General features: G+C 64.0%; 14 protein-coding genes. 6 read left to right on the top strand and 8 right to left on the bottom strand.

Features of this window, described 5'->3' with window-relative positions; all coding sequences use genetic code 11:
• Positions 1–277: 277 nt before the first annotated feature.
• On the bottom strand, positions 278–2092 hold the full coding sequence (gene glmS / locus BBD46_RS12910) for a glutamine--fructose-6-phosphate transaminase (isomerizing) (RefSeq protein ID WP_071402092.1): 1815 nt from the start codon (positions 2090–2092) through the stop codon (positions 278–280).
• Positions 2092–2280, bottom strand: coding sequence for a hypothetical protein (locus BBD46_RS12905; RefSeq protein WP_071402091.1), 189 nt, complete (start codon positions 2278–2280; stop codon positions 2092–2094). The genes glmS and BBD46_RS12905 overlap by 1 nt, the downstream gene beginning before the upstream one ends.
• 615 nt (positions 2281–2895) lie before the next feature.
• On the opposite strand from BBD46_RS12905, the gene BBD46_RS12900 reads away from it, so the two are divergent.
• Complete coding sequence (locus BBD46_RS12900) at positions 2896–4956, top strand: cation:proton antiporter (RefSeq protein WP_071402090.1); 2061 nt, start codon at positions 2896–2898, stop codon at positions 4954–4956.
• 90 nt (positions 4957–5046) lie between these two features.
• The gene (locus tag BBD46_RS12895; protein ID WP_071402089.1) at positions 5047–5235 is read left to right on the top strand and encodes a DUF5786 family protein; all 189 of its coding nucleotides are present in this window, start codon (positions 5047–5049) and stop codon (positions 5233–5235) included.
• 198 nt (positions 5236–5433) lie between these two features.
• On the opposite strand, the gene BBD46_RS12890 is transcribed toward BBD46_RS12895, so the two are convergent.
• The 6 genes from BBD46_RS12890 to BBD46_RS12865 all read right to left on the bottom strand — a co-directional run bounded on the left by BBD46_RS12890 (position 5434) and on the right by BBD46_RS12865 (position 13527).
• Positions 5434–6189: a helix-turn-helix domain-containing protein gene (locus BBD46_RS12890; RefSeq protein ID WP_071402205.1), complete on the bottom strand. Its 756-nt coding sequence runs from the start codon at positions 6187–6189 to the stop codon at positions 5434–5436.
• Positions 6190–6506: 317 nt separating this feature from the next.
• The gene (locus BBD46_RS12885; RefSeq protein WP_071402088.1) at positions 6507–10406 is read right to left on the bottom strand and encodes a bacterio-opsin activator domain-containing protein; all 3900 of its coding nucleotides are present in this window, start codon (positions 10404–10406) and stop codon (positions 6507–6509) included.
• A 173-nt stretch (positions 10407–10579) separates the two neighbouring features.
• Positions 10580–11008 carry a universal stress protein gene (locus BBD46_RS12880; RefSeq protein ID WP_071402204.1) on the bottom strand — a complete coding sequence of 143 codons (429 nt, stop codon included), beginning with the start codon at positions 11006–11008 and terminating at the stop codon, positions 10580–10582.
• Positions 11009–11360: 352 nt separating this feature from the next.
• A complete protein-coding gene (locus BBD46_RS12875) occupies positions 11361–12035 on the bottom strand; it encodes a cytochrome c biogenesis CcdA family protein (RefSeq protein ID WP_071402087.1) in 675 nt (224 codons plus the stop codon).
• Positions 12036–12037: 2 nt separating this feature from the next.
• Positions 12038–12604 (bottom strand): TlpA family protein disulfide reductase, encoded by a 567-nt coding sequence (locus BBD46_RS12870; protein WP_071402086.1) that lies wholly within the window; start codon positions 12602–12604, stop codon positions 12038–12040.
• 2 nt (positions 12605–12606) lie between these two features.
• Positions 12607–13527: an SCO family protein gene (locus tag BBD46_RS12865; RefSeq protein ID WP_071402085.1), complete on the bottom strand. Its 921-nt coding sequence runs from the start codon at positions 13525–13527 to the stop codon at positions 12607–12609.
• A 446-nt stretch (positions 13528–13973) separates the two neighbouring features.
• Here BBD46_RS12865 and BBD46_RS22665 point away from each other — a divergent pair, with 446 nt between their 5' ends.
• The 4 genes from BBD46_RS22665 (at position 13974) to BBD46_RS12850 (ending at position 17913) form a co-directional block, all read left to right on the top strand.
• A complete protein-coding gene (locus tag BBD46_RS22665; RefSeq protein WP_171908196.1) occupies positions 13974–14150 on the top strand; it encodes a hypothetical protein in 177 nt (58 codons plus the stop codon).
• Positions 14151–14356: 206 nt separating this feature from the next.
• Entirely contained in the window at positions 14357–16180 is a 1824-nt protein-coding gene (locus BBD46_RS12860; protein WP_071402084.1) for an alpha,alpha-trehalose-phosphate synthase (UDP-forming), read from the top strand.
• Positions 16181–16315: 135 nt separating this feature from the next.
• Complete coding sequence (gene otsB, locus BBD46_RS12855; RefSeq protein ID WP_071402083.1) at positions 16316–17320, top strand: trehalose-phosphatase; 1005 nt, start codon at positions 16316–16318, stop codon at positions 17318–17320.
• A gap of 215 nt (positions 17321–17535) precedes the next feature.
• On the top strand, positions 17536–17913 hold the full coding sequence (locus BBD46_RS12850) for a winged helix-turn-helix domain-containing protein (RefSeq protein WP_071402082.1): 378 nt from the start codon (positions 17536–17538) through the stop codon (positions 17911–17913).
• Positions 17914–17991 lie beyond the last annotated feature (78 nt).

The following is a 17991-nucleotide window of genomic DNA, read 5'->3' as shown; positions in this document are numbered from 1 at the left end:
AAACCGCTGGGACCACGGGGCCGACGTTCCCAGGGACCGATTTTATGTAACCCGCTCCGGCTAGTCACAGTGGAGGAGTGTCGGTCAGTACCACACCGTTGCTCGATCGTCGCTCTTCCAGCCGACTCGAGTTCGACATCGTTCGAGTGCGGGTTACGATCACCCGGCGCTGCACGGAGCGGGGGCTACGGGGGTGGCCTCGGCTCCGGTGGCGATCGGTTTCTGCGGGACCGTCCCACTGCACGACAGCTAGAGAACCAGTGAACCAGCGCCCCGCCTACTCGACGGTGACGCTCTTGGCGAGGTTCCGCGGCTTGTCGATCGGCCGATCGAGCAACGCCGCCGCGTGGTAGGAGACGAGCTGTAACTGCACGTTCGCGAGCAGCCCCGCTAGCTCGGCGTCGCTGTCGGGGATCTCGAGATGCTCGTCTGCGACCTCGACCGCACGATGGCCCTCCGGACAGACCGCGATGACCGGCGCACCGCGGGTCTGGGCCTCTTCGGCGTTTTTCAGCGTCTTCTCGTCTTCTTCGCCGGTGAACACCGCAAACACCGGCGTATCGGGAGTCACTAACGCGAGCGGGCCGTGCTTGAGTTCGCCCGAGGCGAAGCCTTCCGCATGCTCGTAGGTAATCTCCTTGAATTTGAGCGCGCCCTCGAGTGCAACCGGATAGCCGAGGCCGCGGCCGATGAAGAAGTACGACTGGCTGCCCTGGTACTGGCGTGCGATGCGAGCCGCGTCGTCGGTGGCGAGCAGGTCCTCGAGTTGGCCCGGCATCTGCGCCAGATCGGGGAGCAGCGACTGCAGGTCCGCCGGGGGATCGCCGCGCGAATCGGCGGCGATCCGCTGGGCGAGCAGCGTGAGCATGACGGCCTGCGAGGAGAACGTCTTGGTCGCGGCGACGCCGATTTCGGGGCCGGCGCGGATGAACAGCGTCTCGTCGGCTTCGCGGGCGGCGGTCGAGCCGACGACGTTCGTGACGGTGAGCGTATCGGCACCCGCTGCGGTCGCCTGCCGGAGCGCGCTCAGCGTGTCTGCCGTCTCGCCGCTCTGGGTGACTGCGATTACGAGCGTCTCGTCGTCAACTGGTGGTGCCGTCACGCTGTACTCGTTCGCGAGCAGCGCCGTCGCGCGGATGCCGGCCTGGTTCAGCGCGAGCGAACCGTACAGAGCCGCGTGGTAGGAGGTACCGCAGGCGATGAGCTGCACGTTCTCGATGCCGTCGAACGTTCCCGGTGGGAAGTCCTCGAGCGCGATTCGCCCGTTGGTGGGATCGATTCGCCCCTCGATGGCCTGGGCGAGCGCGGTCGGTTGCTCGTGGATTTCTTTGAGCATGAAGTGGTCGTACTCGCCCTTGCCGGCCTGTTCGGGGTCCCACTCGACTGTTTCGAGGTCGCGCGAGATGGGCTCGCCCGCGAGGTCGGTGAACTCGACGCCCGCTTCGTCGATGATCGCCACGTCGCCGTCTTCCAGGTAGACGACGGTGTCGGTGTACTCGAGAAAGGCCGGCACGTCGCTGGCGAGGAAGAACTCGTCGTCCTCGACGCCGACGACGAGCGGGGAGCCCTTGCGGGCCGCGTAGAGGACGTGTTCGCCGTCGAGCATCGCGGTCACGGCGTAGCTGCCCTCGAGTTCGTCGATGGCACGTCTGAAGGCGGCCTCGCTTTCCATGCCCTCGTCGAGGTGGTGCTGGATGAGGTGGGGGATGACCTCGGTATCGGTATCGCTCGTGAACTCGTGACCGCGTGCGCGAAGCCAGTCTTTGAGGTCGGCGTAGTTCTCGATGATACCGTTGTGGACGACGGCGACGTCCTCGGTGCCGTCTGTGTGTGGATGGGCGTTTTCGTCGGTCGGCGGCCCGTGGGTGGACCAGCGGGTGTGTCCGATGCCGACGTTGCCCTCGATGTGTCTGTCTCCGATCGAACTTTTTAGCTCCTCGACCTTTCCGGAGCGCTTCTGGACGGCGATACCGGAGCCGTTCTGGACGGCGATCCCGGCGGAGTCGTAGCCACGGTACTCGAGGTTCTCGAGGCCGGTCAGGAGGGTATCCAGTGCGTCGTCAGTGCCGACGTGGCCGATAATCCCACACATCAGTCGATCACCACTCCCGGTGCGTTCGTGGCCGGATCGACCGGCCCCTGGCTGTCGTCTCGCTTGCGAGCATCGCAGATATCGGGGAACTGAGATCGGACGTCGGACCGAGGCTGGACGGACGACCCACGGCGGATCGGTCGACCACCCGTCCCGGCCTGGCGGGCGTTGAAACGGTGCGCGGACATGGTTGCTTCTCAAGCAAGCCGAACCCATTACTATAGATTGACTACTGAACGAGCCTCCCGCGTCGGTTGCTGTCACTTCCCCACTACGCCGTTCACAGCGGTTCACCACCGATCGTTCTACGTTCGTGAACGACTTCCTGAGAATCGTTCGCTTCGCTGTTGCTCACTGCGACAATCCACACCAAATCCAACCACTCTCGGGAGTATGTCAACCAAACGTCGTCGGGGGACTCGAGTATGGCGCGCCGAACGACGCTGTATTCGCCGCCCAACCGACGGTATGGAGTGCCCACAGCCCGTGTCGCGATAGTGGTCAGTTGGTGACCCGCTCCCGACCACACACCGCTACGTACCAGCCGTAACTGCCTGAAAAAAGAGACGATTAGGGCAGTCTCGTCGTCGAAACCGGTCGACTATCCAGTTTCGAATCCATCTGTAGCCCGAAAATTGGGCACGTATCGATATTCTCCGAACGAAATCCTGCGTTTTATTAGCTTCCTCACCAGTTTGTCGTGATGAGTACGCCGTTTCCCGCCGAACGCCGACAAAAGTTGCATAACTTGCCGGAACTACTGAGCAGTCGCTGTCGCCCAACGCTACCCAGTCGATCTATCGATGCTCTCACCACTCGTCGTCGAACCGGTGTCGATTCCCTTCGAGGAGCCGATCTTCGTCTTCACGGCCGCGATGATCGTGTTCCTCGTCGGTCCACTACTGATCAAACGGCTTGGTCAACCCGGTATCGTCGGCATCGTTCTCTTCGGTGCCCTCATCGGGCCGGACGCACTCGAGATCGTCGAGCACTCGGACGCGATCGAACTGCTCGGTGAAGTCGGTCTCGTCTATCTGCTGTTCACTGTCGGATTAGAACTCGACATTCGGACGTTCAAGGAGGCGCCGGAGAACGCGACGCTGTTCGGTCTGGCGAGTTTCTTCATCCCGTTTACCGTCGGTACGTTCGCGACGCATACAGTTCTCGGACTCAGTCTCGAAGGTGCCCTCTTGCTATCGGCGGTGTTCGCCTCGCACACGCTGCTCGCGTACCCGATCGTCAACCGGCTCGGTGTGACGAAAAATCGGGCCGTTGCGGCCGTCTTCGGCGGGATTCTCTTCACGGACACGCTCGCGCTCGTGGTCCTCGCGGTCGTGACTGGCGCTGTCGAGGACGGGTTTTCGTTCCTGCTGTTCGGTGAGGTCGCGCTGTCGATCGCCCTCCTGTTCGGAAGCGCCTGGCTCGTCGTTCCGCCGGTCTCGCGGTGGTTCTTCCAGAACTTCAGTCAAGAGAGTTACTTCGAGTTCCTCTTCGTCATGGTCGCCATTTTCGCTGCAGCGACGCTCGCTGAGGTTCTCGGACTGGACGCCATTCTCGGTGCGTTCGTCGCCGGTATTGCGATCAACCAGCTTATCCCGCAGGGTGGGACGCTAATGAACCGGATCGAGTTCGTCGGGAACGCCTTCTTTATTCCCTTCTTCCTGTTGCACGTCGGGATGCTCGTCGACCCGACTGTGATCCTGGCCGGTCCCGAAACGCTACAGATTACGGCTCTGGTCGTCGGGATCATGGTCGTAGGGAAGGGGGCCGCCGCGCTGTTGGTCTCGAAAATCCAGGGCTACACGCCCAACGAGCGAAACGTCATCTTCGGACTGTCGACCGGCCAGGCTGCGGCCGCGCTCGCAATTACCCTCATCGGTTTCGATATCGGACTGTTCACGGCCGAGATTCTCAACGCCGTCGTATTGTTGTTACTCGTAACGGCGATTCTGAGCCCGTGGATTACCGAGCGCGCCGCGACGAACCTCGCCTACGAGAGCGAGGTCGGCGAGGACGAGGACGACGGGCGCGATCCCTCGATCCTGCTGCCGCTCTCACACCACGCCGACCTCCAGCAGCGACTCCTCGAACTCGCGTTCGTCCTCAAGGGTGACCGCGGGACCGAGCCGATCAACGTGATGACCGTCGTCCAGCCGGACGGCTCGTCGCCGACGGAACAACAGGTTGCCGGCGTCCAGGCCGAACTCGACGAGCTCGCGGCCGCCGGCAGCGCCGCGGAGGTCCCCGTCGAAACCGAGACCCGCGTCAACCACAACGTCGCCTCCGGAGTCGTCCAGGGGGCCGTCGAGGTGCAGGCGAACCAGATCCTCATGGGCTGGGACGCTGGCGAGAGCTTCCGTCACCGTATCTTCGGGAGCATCATCGACCAGGTCCTAGAGCAGACGACGCTTCCCGTCCTGATCTCGCGACTCGGGCATCCGATCAACACGACCCGCCGGCTCTTCGTCGTCGTCCCGATCGGTGCGGACCACCACGAAGGGTTCTACGAGGCCGTCCACATCGTCAAACGCCTCGCCTCCAATCTCGGTGCCGAACTGAACGTGATCGTCGTCGAGGGCTCCGCCCACCAGTACGAACAGTTGTTTACCCTCGTCGAGGAGGACACCCCCGCCGAGTTCGACGAAATCGACAACTGGGGGCGGCTCCTGCCACGACTCGAGAGCCAGACCGAAGACGACGACCTGATCATTTCCATCGCCCCGCGCCGCGGCGACGTCGGCTGGCACTCTGAACTCGAGGACCTGCCGGCGCACCTCGCCGAGTTGCCGCCGGAGTCGTTCATCACCATCCACCCACGACAGGGCGAACCGGAGTACGACCGCCAGTACCTCCGGCTGAAGTGAGGAGACAATTCAGCCGAAAAACACGTGCGAACCCCTTGCAGAGCGGGTTCGAACCGCCACACCTATGCGTGGTCCCGACCCAGGTATCCTATGGGTTTTGGTAGCTACGACGAATCCGAGCAGCAGCAACAGACGGCGAACGACGATGACGATGTCGAAGCGGTCAACGTCCACCAGAACGACCACGACGGCCAGATGTCCTTCGAATCCGACGTTTCGACCGACGAACTCGTCTCCCAGCTCGGCGAGATGCGAGACGACGACGGCGACGACGAGTAACGGCCTTCTTTCCACTTCGCTCCATTTCAACTCTGCCGTCGCAGCATCGCATCGGCAGAGCATCCTCACACGATCCCATTGATCGCTGATGGCCGGTCGATAATCCGTGATCGATGATCGATGAGTGACGAACGATGATCGGTGACAAGAAGCTCCGCCGTCCGAACACCGACAGACACCCACCGATACGCAGCGTCGCTACGCGATCGTCGCGCCACAGAGTTCGCCGATCGCACGTCGAAGGCGCTGTGACACCGCCGATTTCGAGACGTCCAGCCGGTCTGCGAGTTCGTCCTGTGAGATCCCGCGCGGCACGTCGAAGTAGCCCTCCTGATAGGCGACGAGCAGGAGTTCCTGCTGTTTCTCCGTGAGCGCGACGACGCCGTCGTCCTCGTCGTCCGAGACGCGGAGGTGCTCGACGGAAACTGACATCCCACGCGTGCGACACTCGTCGTTGAACGCGACGAGCGAGTCTCGGTCGGGGAATCGCAACTGGACGAGCCAGCCGTCGCGCGTGCTGGTGATCTCGAGTACCCGGCCGTTCGTCTCGGTCGCGATCGGCATGAACGTCAGCGCGCGCTCGGTCAGCGTGACCCGGTAGACTCGCCTGTCGGGGTAGCGATCGACCAGTACGGGGTCCGTGATCGTCGGATCCTCCGCGAGCGCGCCCTCGAAGCCGTCGAACTCCGACCCGTAGACGGTGACGAAGAGAATCGTGCGGTCCGTCGTAGTCCAGTACTCCGGTTCGACGGTGTTCTCGAGTGCCCGTCGAAGCGTCGGCCGGAGGACGAGGTCGGCGTGCTCGAGGCGAAGCTGTGCCACGACGCCGCCGTCCGCCTGCGATCGGAGGACGCTGTGTCTCTCGTCCGGCGGCGACGCGGGGCTGTCGGTCGTCGTCTTCGGTTCCGACTCGGTCTCAGCCGACGGCTCGGTGTCGGTGAGATCGAGGCTCACGCACCACTCCCCCATCCGTGTGGATGATTGCCGTAAGTTGTCGTTACCGGACGCTCACTCATTGGCTACGAAATTCGACGCGACCGATATGGACGTGGGAGCTAGATACCCACACCGATCGGAATCCCGATGCTATACCTATTCAGCCGTCGATTGCCGTGACTGTTCGCCGGTGAAAGAAACAGGAAATTATTCGCGACACGATCCTGTCTGAAACGGTCGATACCAGGGATTACACCCGGTAATATGGGATTACACCCCGCAAACGGAGGCTCTCGCTCGGTTTCTCCCAGCCTGTGTGGACGCCCGCGTGACCGTCACGCCGACTGATCGAACAACAGCTCGAACAGCTTTCGCTGTGCTACCCGGAGGTGTCGACTAAACGTCGGCTGGGAGACGGCGAGCGAGTCTGCGATCTCCTCGCCGGTGCTCTCTCGCGGCCACGCGAAGAAGCCGCCGTAGTACGCCGCCTCGAGTGTCCGCCACTGCCGATCCGACAGTCGCTCTCGCAGTTCGGCATCGAACGCTCGCACCGACCGCGGCCGTGCATCCCGCTCGCGCCGGGCGAGTAATCGCGCACTCGCGGCCTCCTGCTCGAGTCGTTCGACGATCGATCTAACCGGCGTCGTCGCCGAATCGGATCCCGGAACCGTAAGCACTAGCCGCGTCCGGTCGTCGAGCGGCGTCACCGAGTGGAGGACGCCGCCGTGTGCCGCGAGCACGTCCGCGAGCGACTCCGACTCGAGTACGACTTCGAGCGGCGAGCCGGGTTGGGCACCGTCGTCACTACGGTCGGTCTGGTCCGGTTCGTCGCCAACGAGTCGCACACTCGTCACGCCGTCGAGGGTGATGGCCGACTCGAGACGCGAAGAGAGCGGATCGTCCGCGCTCTCACTTCCGTTTGCGTCCTCGTCTTCGGCCAAGGCCTCACTGTCACTATCCCTGGTCTGCCCTGCAGCTGTATCGCCGTCGACGTCCGCGCTGCGGGCTGTGCAGTAGACGGTCGAACCACCGCCGGACCGTGGCACGACCGCTCGGACGTCGAGTCCACGCCCCAGCCGCGAGGCAACCCGTGCCAGCGGATCGTTCGACTCGCGAAGGACGACCTCGAGTTCGGTGACGCGATCCGTCAGTAGCGCCTGCGTTCGCGCGAGTGCGCCGATGGCGTAGCCCGCACCGTCGCCCAGGTGGCTGTAGGCGCGGCGTGTGCGGTCGTCGAACGCGTCCGGCCGGTCGGCGTAGACCGTGAGCGTACCGTAGCTGATCCCACCGTACTCCACCGGCACACTCACCGCCGAGCGCACGCCAGCGTCGCGAAGTGTCCGGTACCACGCCCGCCCCGTCGAGTCGAGTTCGGACTCGGCGAGCGCCGTGAAATCGTCGACGACGGTTGGCGTTTGGGTCGCAGCCGTCCGCGCGGCTGGCAGCACGGTACTCGAGTCGACGGTGAGCGACGGCCGGTCTGCGTCGCCGCCGGCGTCGAGGAGGGCGGCGTGGTTGCCGGCCCAGGCCTGCGGGGTGACGGTTTCGGAGCCGGCGTCGATGCGGCCGAACCAGACGAGAGACGGGGTCGCGGTTGTGGCTGTGGATTCGGGCGTAGCGGCCGGTGCGGACGCAGCTGTGATCTCGGTCGGTTCGTCTCTGTCGTTCTCGTCATCCACCTCGCCTTCCTCATCTCGGTCGCTCCCTTCGCCCCTCTCGTCCACATCCCCTTCCTCGCCTTCCTCGCTCATCCACCCCACCTCGCCTTCCTCGCCCATCCACCCCATCTTGTCTCCCTCATCCGTCCTCCCCACCTCGCCTTTCTCTCTCATCTCGACTCCCTCACTTCCCCCAACCGCCGTTGGCAGCCCGCCGACCACCTCACAAAGCCGCTGCTCCACAGCATCTCGACTCTCAGCCGCGAGCAGTTCCCGCTCTGCCGCCGTGACCGCGTCGGCGACCGACAGCGCGCCCGCGAGTCGCTCGCGCTCGCGGTGAGACTCCCGACTGCGTTCGCGCGCGAGGGTGGACTCGAGTGCGACGCTCCCGGCGGCGGCCAGGGCGGCGACGGGCTCGGTGTCGAGCGCGTCGAAGGCGAGCGGGTCGCTGCCGGTCACGACCACGATATCCTCGTCGGTGATCGGGACGGCGAGGACGCGCGCCGCGCGGAGTCCGGATCGAGAGAGGAAGGCCGAAGCGGTGGTGTCGTCGACGAGTCGAACGGCGGGTGGGTCGGTGGGTTCGCTGCTCTCAGTGTGCTGGCCGCTCCTCTCGCTCTCGTCGTCCACGAACGCCAGCGCATCTCGCTCGACTGGCGGTGGATCGATTCGGGGCACGTCGGGGCCGGTCGCGATTGCGACGGGCCGAAACCGTGGCTCGTCTGCGGTGTCAGCACCCGCCGATTCCGCGGCCTCCGCGGCTTTCTCGGCCTCCTCGAGTCGGTACCAGCCGGCGAACTCGCCGCCTGTTTCTACCCGGACTCCATCGACGACCGTCCGTTGAACTGTCGTTCGTGAATCGGCCGCGTCGAGCGAGTCGAGCGTTGCCGCGAGCCGCGAGAGGGAGCCAGCGGCCGACTGCCGACGGTCACGAACGACACAGAGCGTCCGGTCCGCGTCCGAAAGCGGCGTCACGAGCACGTCGACCGGTCGGCGGTCGTCACGAGATTCGAGCAGTTCGCCTCCGATGGAGTCCATCCACCGGACAACCGGCGCGTTCGCCCGCTCGCGAATCGCCGCGGCGAGATCATCATCGAACAGCGAGGCAATTGCGGTGCCCGCCAGCGAGTCCGTTTGTGCGAGTTCGCACAGCGCCGTGTTCGCGAATTCCACCGTGCCGTCGTCGAGAACGGCGACCCCGTCTTCGAGTGCGTCGACGAGTTCCGACAGGAGTGCGAGTCGTTCGCGGTCTGCGGGGAGCGGTGGCGAGGTCGTCTCACCAGCGGTATCGCCACGCAACTCGTGTATACCGAGTGTGACTCCGTCCCCGTCTGGAGCGGCAGTCACGAGGAGCCGACCGGTGTCGTCGGACTGGTCATCTGCCTCGGTCGGCGCTGGCGCGGGGTCCAACACCGACGACTCGCCCAGAATTGGCGTCTCGAACTGCACCAGTGTCTCGTTCGCGCGAGCCTCGTGCAACCGCTCGTAGAACGTCTCCCGAAGCGCCGCGGGCAGCAGGTCCCAGATGACGGTGTTCTCGAGTACCCCCCGCGCTCGCACCCCGTCTGATTGCTCCTCCCCAGTGCCACGGAGAAATCGCCGGGCGGACTCGTTCGCCCACTGGAGCTCCCAGTCGGGACCGAGCGAGAAGTAGGCAACCGGGAGCCGGTCGAGTGCTGTGCGCTCGTCTGTGTCAGCGGGCTCGTCACCGTCGCGTGCCGGCCGCACCGGCTCGACCGTGGCAACGATGCCCTCGAGTGCGGGATCCGACAGCCGGGAGACACAGACCAGTTCCACGACGCGCCAGGTGCCGCCAGCAGTTCTGAGTCGGAGCCGGACCTGTTCAGTTTCCCCCACCAAGCCGTCGGCGACAGCCGCGACGGTCCGGCGAAGTTGCTCGCGATCATCGGGGTGGACGAACGCGCTGAGTCGTTCGCCCTCGAGTACCGGCGGCGCGTGGCCGGTCTGTGATTCGATAGCTGGCGTCGCCGTTCGAATCTCGCCGGCCGCCGTGAGGACCAGAATCGGTGCGGTCGTGTTTTGGAGAATCGTCTGTGCCCGCTCGTCTTTTCGCCGCGTCCGTTCCGCCTCCCAATCGTTGTACTGCCGGCCCGCCACGGACTCCACGCGAGCTGCGACCACTGCCGCCGGATCGGTCGGCGTGAACACGTCGGTCGCGCCGGCGTCGAGCGCCGCCGCCGCCTCGTCGGGAGCCGCGAGCGCAATGATCGGCGGCAGGTCGGTCACGCGCCCGTCCGTCGCGTCGTCGCTCTCGAGTGCGGTGAGTGCAGTGAGTTCGGCGAGTGTCGACTCCTCGGCCGGGTCGGTGCTGAACTCGCAGACGAGACAGTGGACCGGGCTGGGCGGGTCGGCCGTCGCCTGCGCGTCGGTCGGGGTCGCGAGGTACTCACGTGCCACGTCGGTACTCGGGGCCTGTCTCAGTGCGGTGGACTCGAGTACCGACGCGAGCGTGTCCGCCGTACGGTCGAGTCGACGTGAGTTGCCGACGACGAGAATCGTGGGGCCGTCGGTGGTGGCTGTGGCTGGTCGGTCGCGGTCGCGGTTGCGGTCGCTCATCGCCGACTCACCACCGGGTGTGGCGTTGCGGTGGGAGGACGAACTGGTCGCGCGTGCCGTGTTCGACGGCGGCGACCGTCGTGTGGGCACGAGCGACCCGCGCGCACGGTCACACCGGAGCGTTCGCCTCGGGCACGTTAATTATCACTTCCGTATGCTCGAGTAAGAGCGGCTTACTCCGCGTCCGTCTCTCTGACGGTGATGACCGGAACCGTCGCGTTCTGGACGACCTCCTCGGCGACGCTGCCGACGACCAGTTTGTCGAGTCCCGAGCGGCCGACGGTGCCGACGATGATCATGTCCATCCCCTGCTGGTCGGCGAAGTCGACGATTTCCTCCTGCGGGACGCCCTGTCGGACGGTCGTCGTCGTCTCGATGCCCGCGTCGGTGGCTGCGTGTTCTGCGTCGGCGACTGCCGATTCGGCTTCCGACTCCGGATCGGACCGCATTTTGTCGCGCTTTTCGCTGCTGTGGGGGCCTTCTTCGGAGACCGAGAGAATATGCAGCGTGCTCTCGAGTCGGTAGGCGAGTTCGATCGCGTGTTCGGTCGCCCGTGTCGCGCCCTCGCTGCCGTCGGTTGCGAGTAGCAAGTCCTGATACATCGTCCGTTCGTTTCGAGAGAGATCACCATACGTGTCTGACTTGCCGTTGCCGGCCGCTGGCGTTTCGCTCAGCAGACGGCGAGACGGCGAGCGCACTCAAAAGACGACGATCCAGTCGTTTCCGCAGTGTTGACACTCGAATATCCGTTTGAGCCCGGATTCCGTTACTTCGCGACTGTGCTCGACAGCGGCACCTTCGAGGCAGTTTGGACACTGTTCTCGTTGCACGACCCGGTATACTGAACGACATTACAAATAAGCAGACGGCGAACTATGTTGGGACGCCGAGTCATCCCTTCGATATCGAAGACCTGAGCCGACAACGCCGGACGAACGCACCGTGGTGAGCCGCTCAGAGTACGTCCAGAACGAAGATGGCGAGATACAACTGTCCCAGTCCGGCCAGGATCATGACTCCGCCGGCCACACGCTTGAGCAGCCCGCTGTAGGCCGCCAGCGACCCGGCACCTGCGACGAGGCCCATCCCCGTTGCGACCGTCAGGGCGATCATCAGGACGACGACGCTGCCGACGTAGGTGCCAAGCACCACCGCCGCGGACATCGGTTCGAACGTGAGTGCGTTCGCGATCACCGCGCCGAAAAGCGGCGCGACACAGCCTGCTGCTGCCAGCGCGTAGCCGATGCCAAAGATCAGAAAGCCACCGACGCCGGAGCGGCGCTTCGGCAGTGCGATCGACAGCGACGGGGCACGATCGAGCAGGACGAGCACGCCGAAGACGACGAGCACGGCACCGACGATCGGTTCGAAAAGCACCACGTTCGACAGCATCGAGTGACCGATCCAGAACGCCGCGCCGAGCAGGACGACGAACGTGGCGAGGACGCCGAAACCGGCGATCAGCCCCCGACTCAGCGCCCCGCCGAGAGAGGCTTCCTGTTGTTCAGTCTGACTCACGTAGAAGCCGACGTAGCCGGGCAACAGCGGGTACGCACACGGGGAGAAGAACGTCGCGACGCCTGCGGTCAGGGCGAACGTAGCCGCAGAGAGGAGTTCGATGGGAGCCATTGTTAGCTGGTCTCTTCCGCATCAGTTTCCGCTTCGATCGTCGCGACGATTTCGTCGGCCGAGTGGACGCCATTGTCGGACCACTGGAGGCGTCCCGAGGCATCGATAACGGCTGCGGTCGGAAAGCCGCCGTCGAGATAGCGCTCGGTCACTTCTGCGTTGTGATCGACGCCCAGCAGCCAGTTGCCGTCGTGTTCGGCCCACCAGTCGACGAGTTCGTCCTCGGTGATCGACCGGTTCTCACCGACGCCTTCGCTCGTGACTGAGATGAACAGCACCTGCTCGCCGATCCGCTCGTTGGCTATCGCGAGTTCGGGCATCTGTTCGACACAGGGCGGACACCAGGTACCGAAGAGATCGATGAACGTCGGCTGGTCCTGTGCGGGTATCAGCACCTCACCAGCCTCGCTTCCCCGCGCCTCGACGGTTTCGACCGCGAGCGGATCGTGGCGCTCACCGTCTTCCTCAAGAAGCGTCTCTGGCGAGGGAACGCCGTAGACAGCGACTGCACCGGCTCCCGCGAGGACGCCTGCACTGCCAATTCCGGCGAGGACGTCTCGGCGCTGCATGATCAGTGTTGTGCGACGGTCCGGGCGTCGTCGACGATCTGCTCGATACTCGTTCCGCGCTCCTCGCTGAGTGCCTGCGGATAGGCACGTTCGACGATGCCGTCCTTGTTGACCAGCACGATCAGGTTGATGTGGTTGAAGGTGTACTCGCCGTGCTCGTGGTCGTCGTCAGCATCACCATCGTGGTCGTCAGCATCACCGTCGTGACCCTCGTGCTCTGACTCTCCATCCTCCGTCTCGTCTGCTTCGTGTCCCTCTTCCTCACTCTCTGTCTCGCCCTCACCCTCACTCTCGCCCTCGTCATCTTCGCCATGGCCATCGTGTACTTCCGCGATTTCGTCTTCGTCTTCGACTCGCTGAATTCGCATCCCGATCTCCTCGTTCACTAACTCTTCTGCCTCCTCGTACGTCTCCGGCCGGAGGAAATGCCAGTTCCCCGCATCGAGGTCAGCACCCTGTTGGTGGCCATACTCCTCGAGTACGTCGGCGGTGTCGCGTTCGGGATCGAACGTCAGTCCGAGAAGACTAATGTCGTCGCTATACCCCTCCTCGGCGGCGTCTTCCTGGACGCGCCGCAGGCGCAAGAGCAGCGCGGGACAGGCGCCGTCCGGGCAGGACGTAAAGAAGAACGTGATCACGAACGCACGCTCGCCGACGAAATCCTCGGTCGAGATCGTCTCGCCAGTCACCGGGTCCGGAACCGAGATTGCTGGGAACCGGTCGCCGTAGACTGGGTGTGAGTACTGGCTCGGATCCCCCGGTAGCGTCTGGGCGTCGAGAACGGTCTGATCCGCGTACTCGCCGTGTACCACCTCTTGATCCTCGCCGCCGGTGACGTTCAACTCGTCGAGACAGCCGGCAAGACCCGAGAGGCCAGCAGCGCCCGCTGCCCCAAGCGAGCCGAGATACGTACGTCGCTCCATACCTGTCCCTGTGGACGGCGTGAGCAAAGGTTCGTTGGTTCTCCTCCCGAAAGGCAGCGGCGGTTTCCCGAACATATACGCTCGAACGACTGGTCGGCGGCTGTGCCTGAGTGATGGGTTCTATAGTCGCCACTGAGACTCAGTGCACACCCAATCGAACCGCCTCCGTGCGAGTGGCGTGTACACAGTTTCAGTTGTTACTCTCACAGCTGCTCTCTCGAATACGTCACCAGCGTCCACACCACTCACAATCACCACCGTCAGTCTGCAATTTCCGCGTGAAATTGCCCTGCACCTGCAGGACTGATGATGGTGTACTTGACACGGCTGTTCCAGCGTTCCGAGCGCGTAAACCACACCATATCCGGCAGAACAGTGACAAACGGTCGAAAACCGTCACGGTACGGCGGTGATAACTAACCCCCATCCAACAGTATCGGTGTGGCATGTCTCGATCAGAATCTTCGACCATGCCGATTGGCTGCCCGGAGTGCGATGCAACCATCACTGCCGCCGTTCCGCCAGGTCCCGGCCTCGTCGCCGACCGCGAACCAACCCGACTGCGCGGAACCGAGACTGCCTGTCGCAACTGCGGCCACGAACTCGAGTTGTACTTTTACTGAGCCAGTCGGCGACTGTACTCGAGTGGACTGGCTGCTATCGTGGTGTGGACTGAACGGTGTATGATAGCTAGTGGCGTTTATTACTGTAGTGGATGCTCAGCCCGTGTGGACGGTCATTTCAGGGGACACAGTATCGGGAGAGTATTAGGCTACCTGCGGCTGCAGGCCACGAATCAACCAGTGGCGACGCTGTTCTGTTTCAGCGAATGCGAGTTCCCGACGAGCAGTCGTCGACGCACACGTATAATCTTCGAGTTGACGGGTCTGGGCGAGATCACGACCGAGAACAAGCGACTGACGCTGCGTTCGAATTCGAATCTGTCTCTGCGTCCGAATCGGAATCCGAACCTGAGTCCGAAGCCAACTCCGAGCGCGATTCGGACGACGATTCGGAGTCCGAGAACGCGACAGCCACCGATTACACGACCACCGCACGCACGACGCAGTCCGCTAACACCGACTGTCCCGACTCTCTCATCGTTGTCTCGAACCGACAGCCGTACCGACACACGTACGACGATGAGCGGAGTGTCGGCGATGGACCGACCACCGAAACCGAAGATGACCACGGTACAGACACGACGGAGACGTCCGAAACGGCGGGATCCCCGGCTCCATCGATCTCCGTCGACGAACCCACCGGCGGGCTGACCGCCGGGATCGATCCAGTCCTGCAGGAGGCCAACGGCACCTGGATCGCCTGGGGCGACGGCGACGCCGACTTCGACGTCACGGACGAACGCGACTGCGTTCGCGTTCCGCCGGACGACGAGGCCTACACACTCCGACGCATCGACCTCTCTGAGGAGGCCGTCGATGCCTACTATCGCGGGTTCAGCAACCGCGTCCTCTGGCCGCTCTGTCACGGTTTCGCCGAACTCGTCGAAGAGCGCTCCGACGATCTCGAGTGGTATCGAACTGTCAACGAGCGCTTCGCCGCAGCGGTCGCCGACCACGCGAGCGAGGAGTCGGTCGTCTGGTTGCAAGACTACCACTTCGCGCTTGCACCTCGCATGATCCGCCAGGCGATTCCCGACTCGGCCAGCATCGCGCAGTTCTGGCACATTCCCTGGCCGTCGCCCACAACCTTCGACTACTGCCCCGCGGGCGAGGAGCTACTCGAGGGACTCCTCGGTAACGACCTGCTCGGCTTCCACGTCGAACGCTACGCGAACGCGTTTCTCGACTGTGTCCGCCGGTTTTTGCCGGACGCGACGGTCGACCACGAGCGGGGAACGGTCCAGCACAACGGCCAAACGACCCGCGTCGTCGCAACGGCGATGGGTGTCGACGCCGAATCGTACGATCAACAGGCCCGCGAGACCGACGCAGCGCAGTTACTCTCGCTGTTCGACCGCTACGACATCCCGCGCAACTCGGCGATCGGACTCGGTGTCGACCGACTCGACTACACGAAGGGAATCCCCGAGCGACTGACCGCACTCGAGCGGTTCTTCGTCGAGAACCCGAGCTGGCACGGCGATTTCACGTTCATCCAGAAGGCGACGCCGTCACGCACCGAGATTCCGGCCTACGCGCGCCACGGCGACCTCGTCCGTAGCGAAGTCGACCGGATCAACCGCCGGTTCGGTACCGACGACTGGCAACCGATCGTCTACACGGAGGAGTACGTCGAACACGATGACCTCTGTGCGCTGTATCGCCACGCCGACGTGATGATCGTCAGCCCGCTGATCGACGGCATGAATCTGGTCGCCCAGGAGTACGTCGCCGCGTGTGTCGACACTGACGGCGTGCTGCTATTGAGCGATCGTGCGGGCGCACACGAACGCCTGAGTTCCCACGCGGTGAGTATCGATCCGACCGACGTGAGCGGCTTCGCAACTGCGATCGATGACGCACTTTCGATGGCGCCACAGGAGCGAACCGCGCGGATGAACGCCCTCCGGTCGAGCGTCTTCGACGGCGATATCGACGACTGGATGGCGACGCAGTTCGACCTGTTGCGCCGCGTCCACGACGGCCCCGGCGCAGGTGTCGAGTCACGCGAACGACCCTCCCCGCTGTAACGATCCGTGTTTCACACCCTGCCCGCCAGCCCGTCGCTCGACGCTCCCGACAACTCGAGTGACGACCATATCGAACACTCCCGAGCACCAGCCCATCTCGAGCAGTATCAGCCATCAGTTTCGAGGTAGAGAGCTATGTCTAAGCAGTACTCCACGACGGAACCGACCACCGAGTATCACGACGACGAGCCACAGTCATCGGAAGGAACTGCCGCGCCATCGGTCCCATCCCCACTCACCGGCGAGCAGTTGCCCCACCTTCGCGCGACGCTCGCGGACGCCAGCCATCTGCTCGTCTGTCTCGACTTCGACGGCACGCTCGCGCCGATCGTCGACGAGCCAGATGCTGCGGCGCTGACGGCCGCGAACGACGCCGCGGTGGCGTCACTGGCCGCGGCAGCCCCCGTCACTACCGCAATCGTCAGCGGCCGCAGCCTCGCGGACGTTCGCACGCGCGTCGATGACCCGCGGATCTATGCGGGCAACCACGGCCTCGAACTCGCCTGGGGCGATTCGATCGGCATCCATCCCGCCGCCGCCGAGCGCGCGGCTCGCGTCGAGGCCGTCTGTGAAACCCTCGAGACGGTTCTCGAGCCGATCCCGAACGCACGCGTCGAAAACAAACGACTCACCGGCACCGTCCACGTCAGAACCGTTCCCACCGGCGCGCGCCCCGTCGTTCGCCGGCTCACTCGTACCGTCGTCGACCGATTCGGTGACGGCGGCCTCGAGCTCTCACCCGGCAAGCGTATCCTCGAAATCGGCCCGGCTGTCAACTGGGGCAAAGGCGACGCGGTCGACCTCATCCGCGACGAACTTCCCGAGGACACCGTCCCCGTCTACATCGGCGACGATGTCACCGACGAATCCGCCTTCCGTGCCGTCGAACCAGCCGGAATCGGGATTTGCGTCGGTGGCACCGACCCGTCCGCTGCCAGCTACCGCGTCGACTCGCCCGACGATGTCGCGCGGGTACTCGAGTGGCTCGGTGCGTCCGGGGTGTCACTCGTTGGGACCGGCAGCGACACTGCTGGCTACGGCGATCGGTCTCAGCGTACGGATGCAGAACTGCAATCCGACGACGACCGGAGCTTCGATGGGGTTCCGAAGCAGTGGTCGGCGTCGGTGGCGAATGACTAGGTGTGCTGGGGAACGGCATGGTGGAGTACCGCACGGCAAACCCCGCTGTGAGTGGGTGATTGTAATTCACACGCGGCGTTCGCTTCCCCTTTGTTACGAACGCTCGCCAGACCATATACACTTTCCGATTCAAATTACCGTTGGATTCACATGAGAGAGAGCCGAAAGTCTTAGTTACCAGTGGAAATCAAGGTATAGTACGAGAGTGACTGAGAGTGAAGCTACGCCAACCAACTGACTTCCTGATCCTCGAGGCACTCGAGGACAAGGGTCGAAACGTCGCGACGAACCTGGCTGCACACACCGGCAAGAGCCGAAAGAACATCAACACGAGACTGCCAGTCCTCGAGGATTACGGACTCGTCGAGAAGATCGGACCAGCAGAGCGCTCCGGCCTCTACGAGATCACGTCGATGGGCAAGGCAGCGCTGGTCTACCAGGATCAGTACGACGAGGTCGACGACTTCGAGGAACTGATCGAAGGACCAAGCGCCGGCGACATCGATGTCGAGGCAGAGTCGGACGCACAAGCTGCGTTCGTCCGTGGTGAGGACGACGACGTCGAGGGCGACCTCGAAGCCGACGACGAATAACTGGTTGCAGGGGGCTGTGGGGATCGGGGACTCACTCCCCGGTCACTGCTTTGCCGTCGTGATCCCGACAGCGGTTGC

The sequence above is a fragment of the Natrialba sp. SSL1 genome, from assembly GCF_001861355.1.
Classification (GTDB): Archaea; Halobacteriota; Halobacteria; order Halobacteriales; family Natrialbaceae; genus Natrialba.
The sequence above is the reverse complement of the archived record's forward strand: the minus strand, read 5'-3'. Positions and strand labels throughout refer to the sequence as shown.

Coding starts and splice junctions, on each gene's coding strand:
- glmS (WP_071402092.1), bottom strand. CDS start 2,092: ATGTGTGGGATTATCGGCCACGTCGGCACTGACGACGCACTGGATACC.
- BBD46_RS12905 (WP_071402091.1), bottom strand. CDS start 2,280: ATGTCCGCGCACCGTTTCAACGCCCGCCAGGCCGGGACGGGTGGTCGA.
- BBD46_RS12900 (WP_071402090.1), top strand. CDS start 2,896: ATGCTCTCACCACTCGTCGTCGAACCGGTGTCGATTCCCTTCGAGGAG.
- BBD46_RS12895 (WP_071402089.1), top strand. CDS start 5,047: ATGGGTTTTGGTAGCTACGACGAATCCGAGCAGCAGCAACAGACGGCG.
- BBD46_RS12885 (WP_071402088.1), bottom strand. CDS start 10,406: ATGAGCGACCGCAACCGCGACCGCGACCGACCAGCCACAGCCACCACC.
- BBD46_RS12880 (WP_071402204.1), bottom strand. CDS start 11,008: ATGTATCAGGACTTGCTACTCGCAACCGACGGCAGCGAGGGCGCGACA.
- BBD46_RS12875 (WP_071402087.1), bottom strand. CDS start 12,035: ATGGCTCCCATCGAACTCCTCTCTGCGGCTACGTTCGCCCTGACCGCA.
- BBD46_RS12870 (WP_071402086.1), bottom strand. CDS start 12,604: ATGCAGCGCCGAGACGTCCTCGCCGGAATTGGCAGTGCAGGCGTCCTC.
- BBD46_RS12865 (WP_071402085.1), bottom strand. CDS start 13,527: ATGGAGCGACGTACGTATCTCGGCTCGCTTGGGGCAGCGGGCGCTGCT.
- BBD46_RS22665 (WP_171908196.1), top strand. CDS start 13,974: ATGTCTCGATCAGAATCTTCGACCATGCCGATTGGCTGCCCGGAGTGC.
- BBD46_RS12860 (WP_071402084.1), top strand. CDS start 14,357: ATGCGAGTTCCCGACGAGCAGTCGTCGACGCACACGTATAATCTTCGA.
- otsB (WP_071402083.1), top strand. CDS start 16,316: ATGTCTAAGCAGTACTCCACGACGGAACCGACCACCGAGTATCACGAC.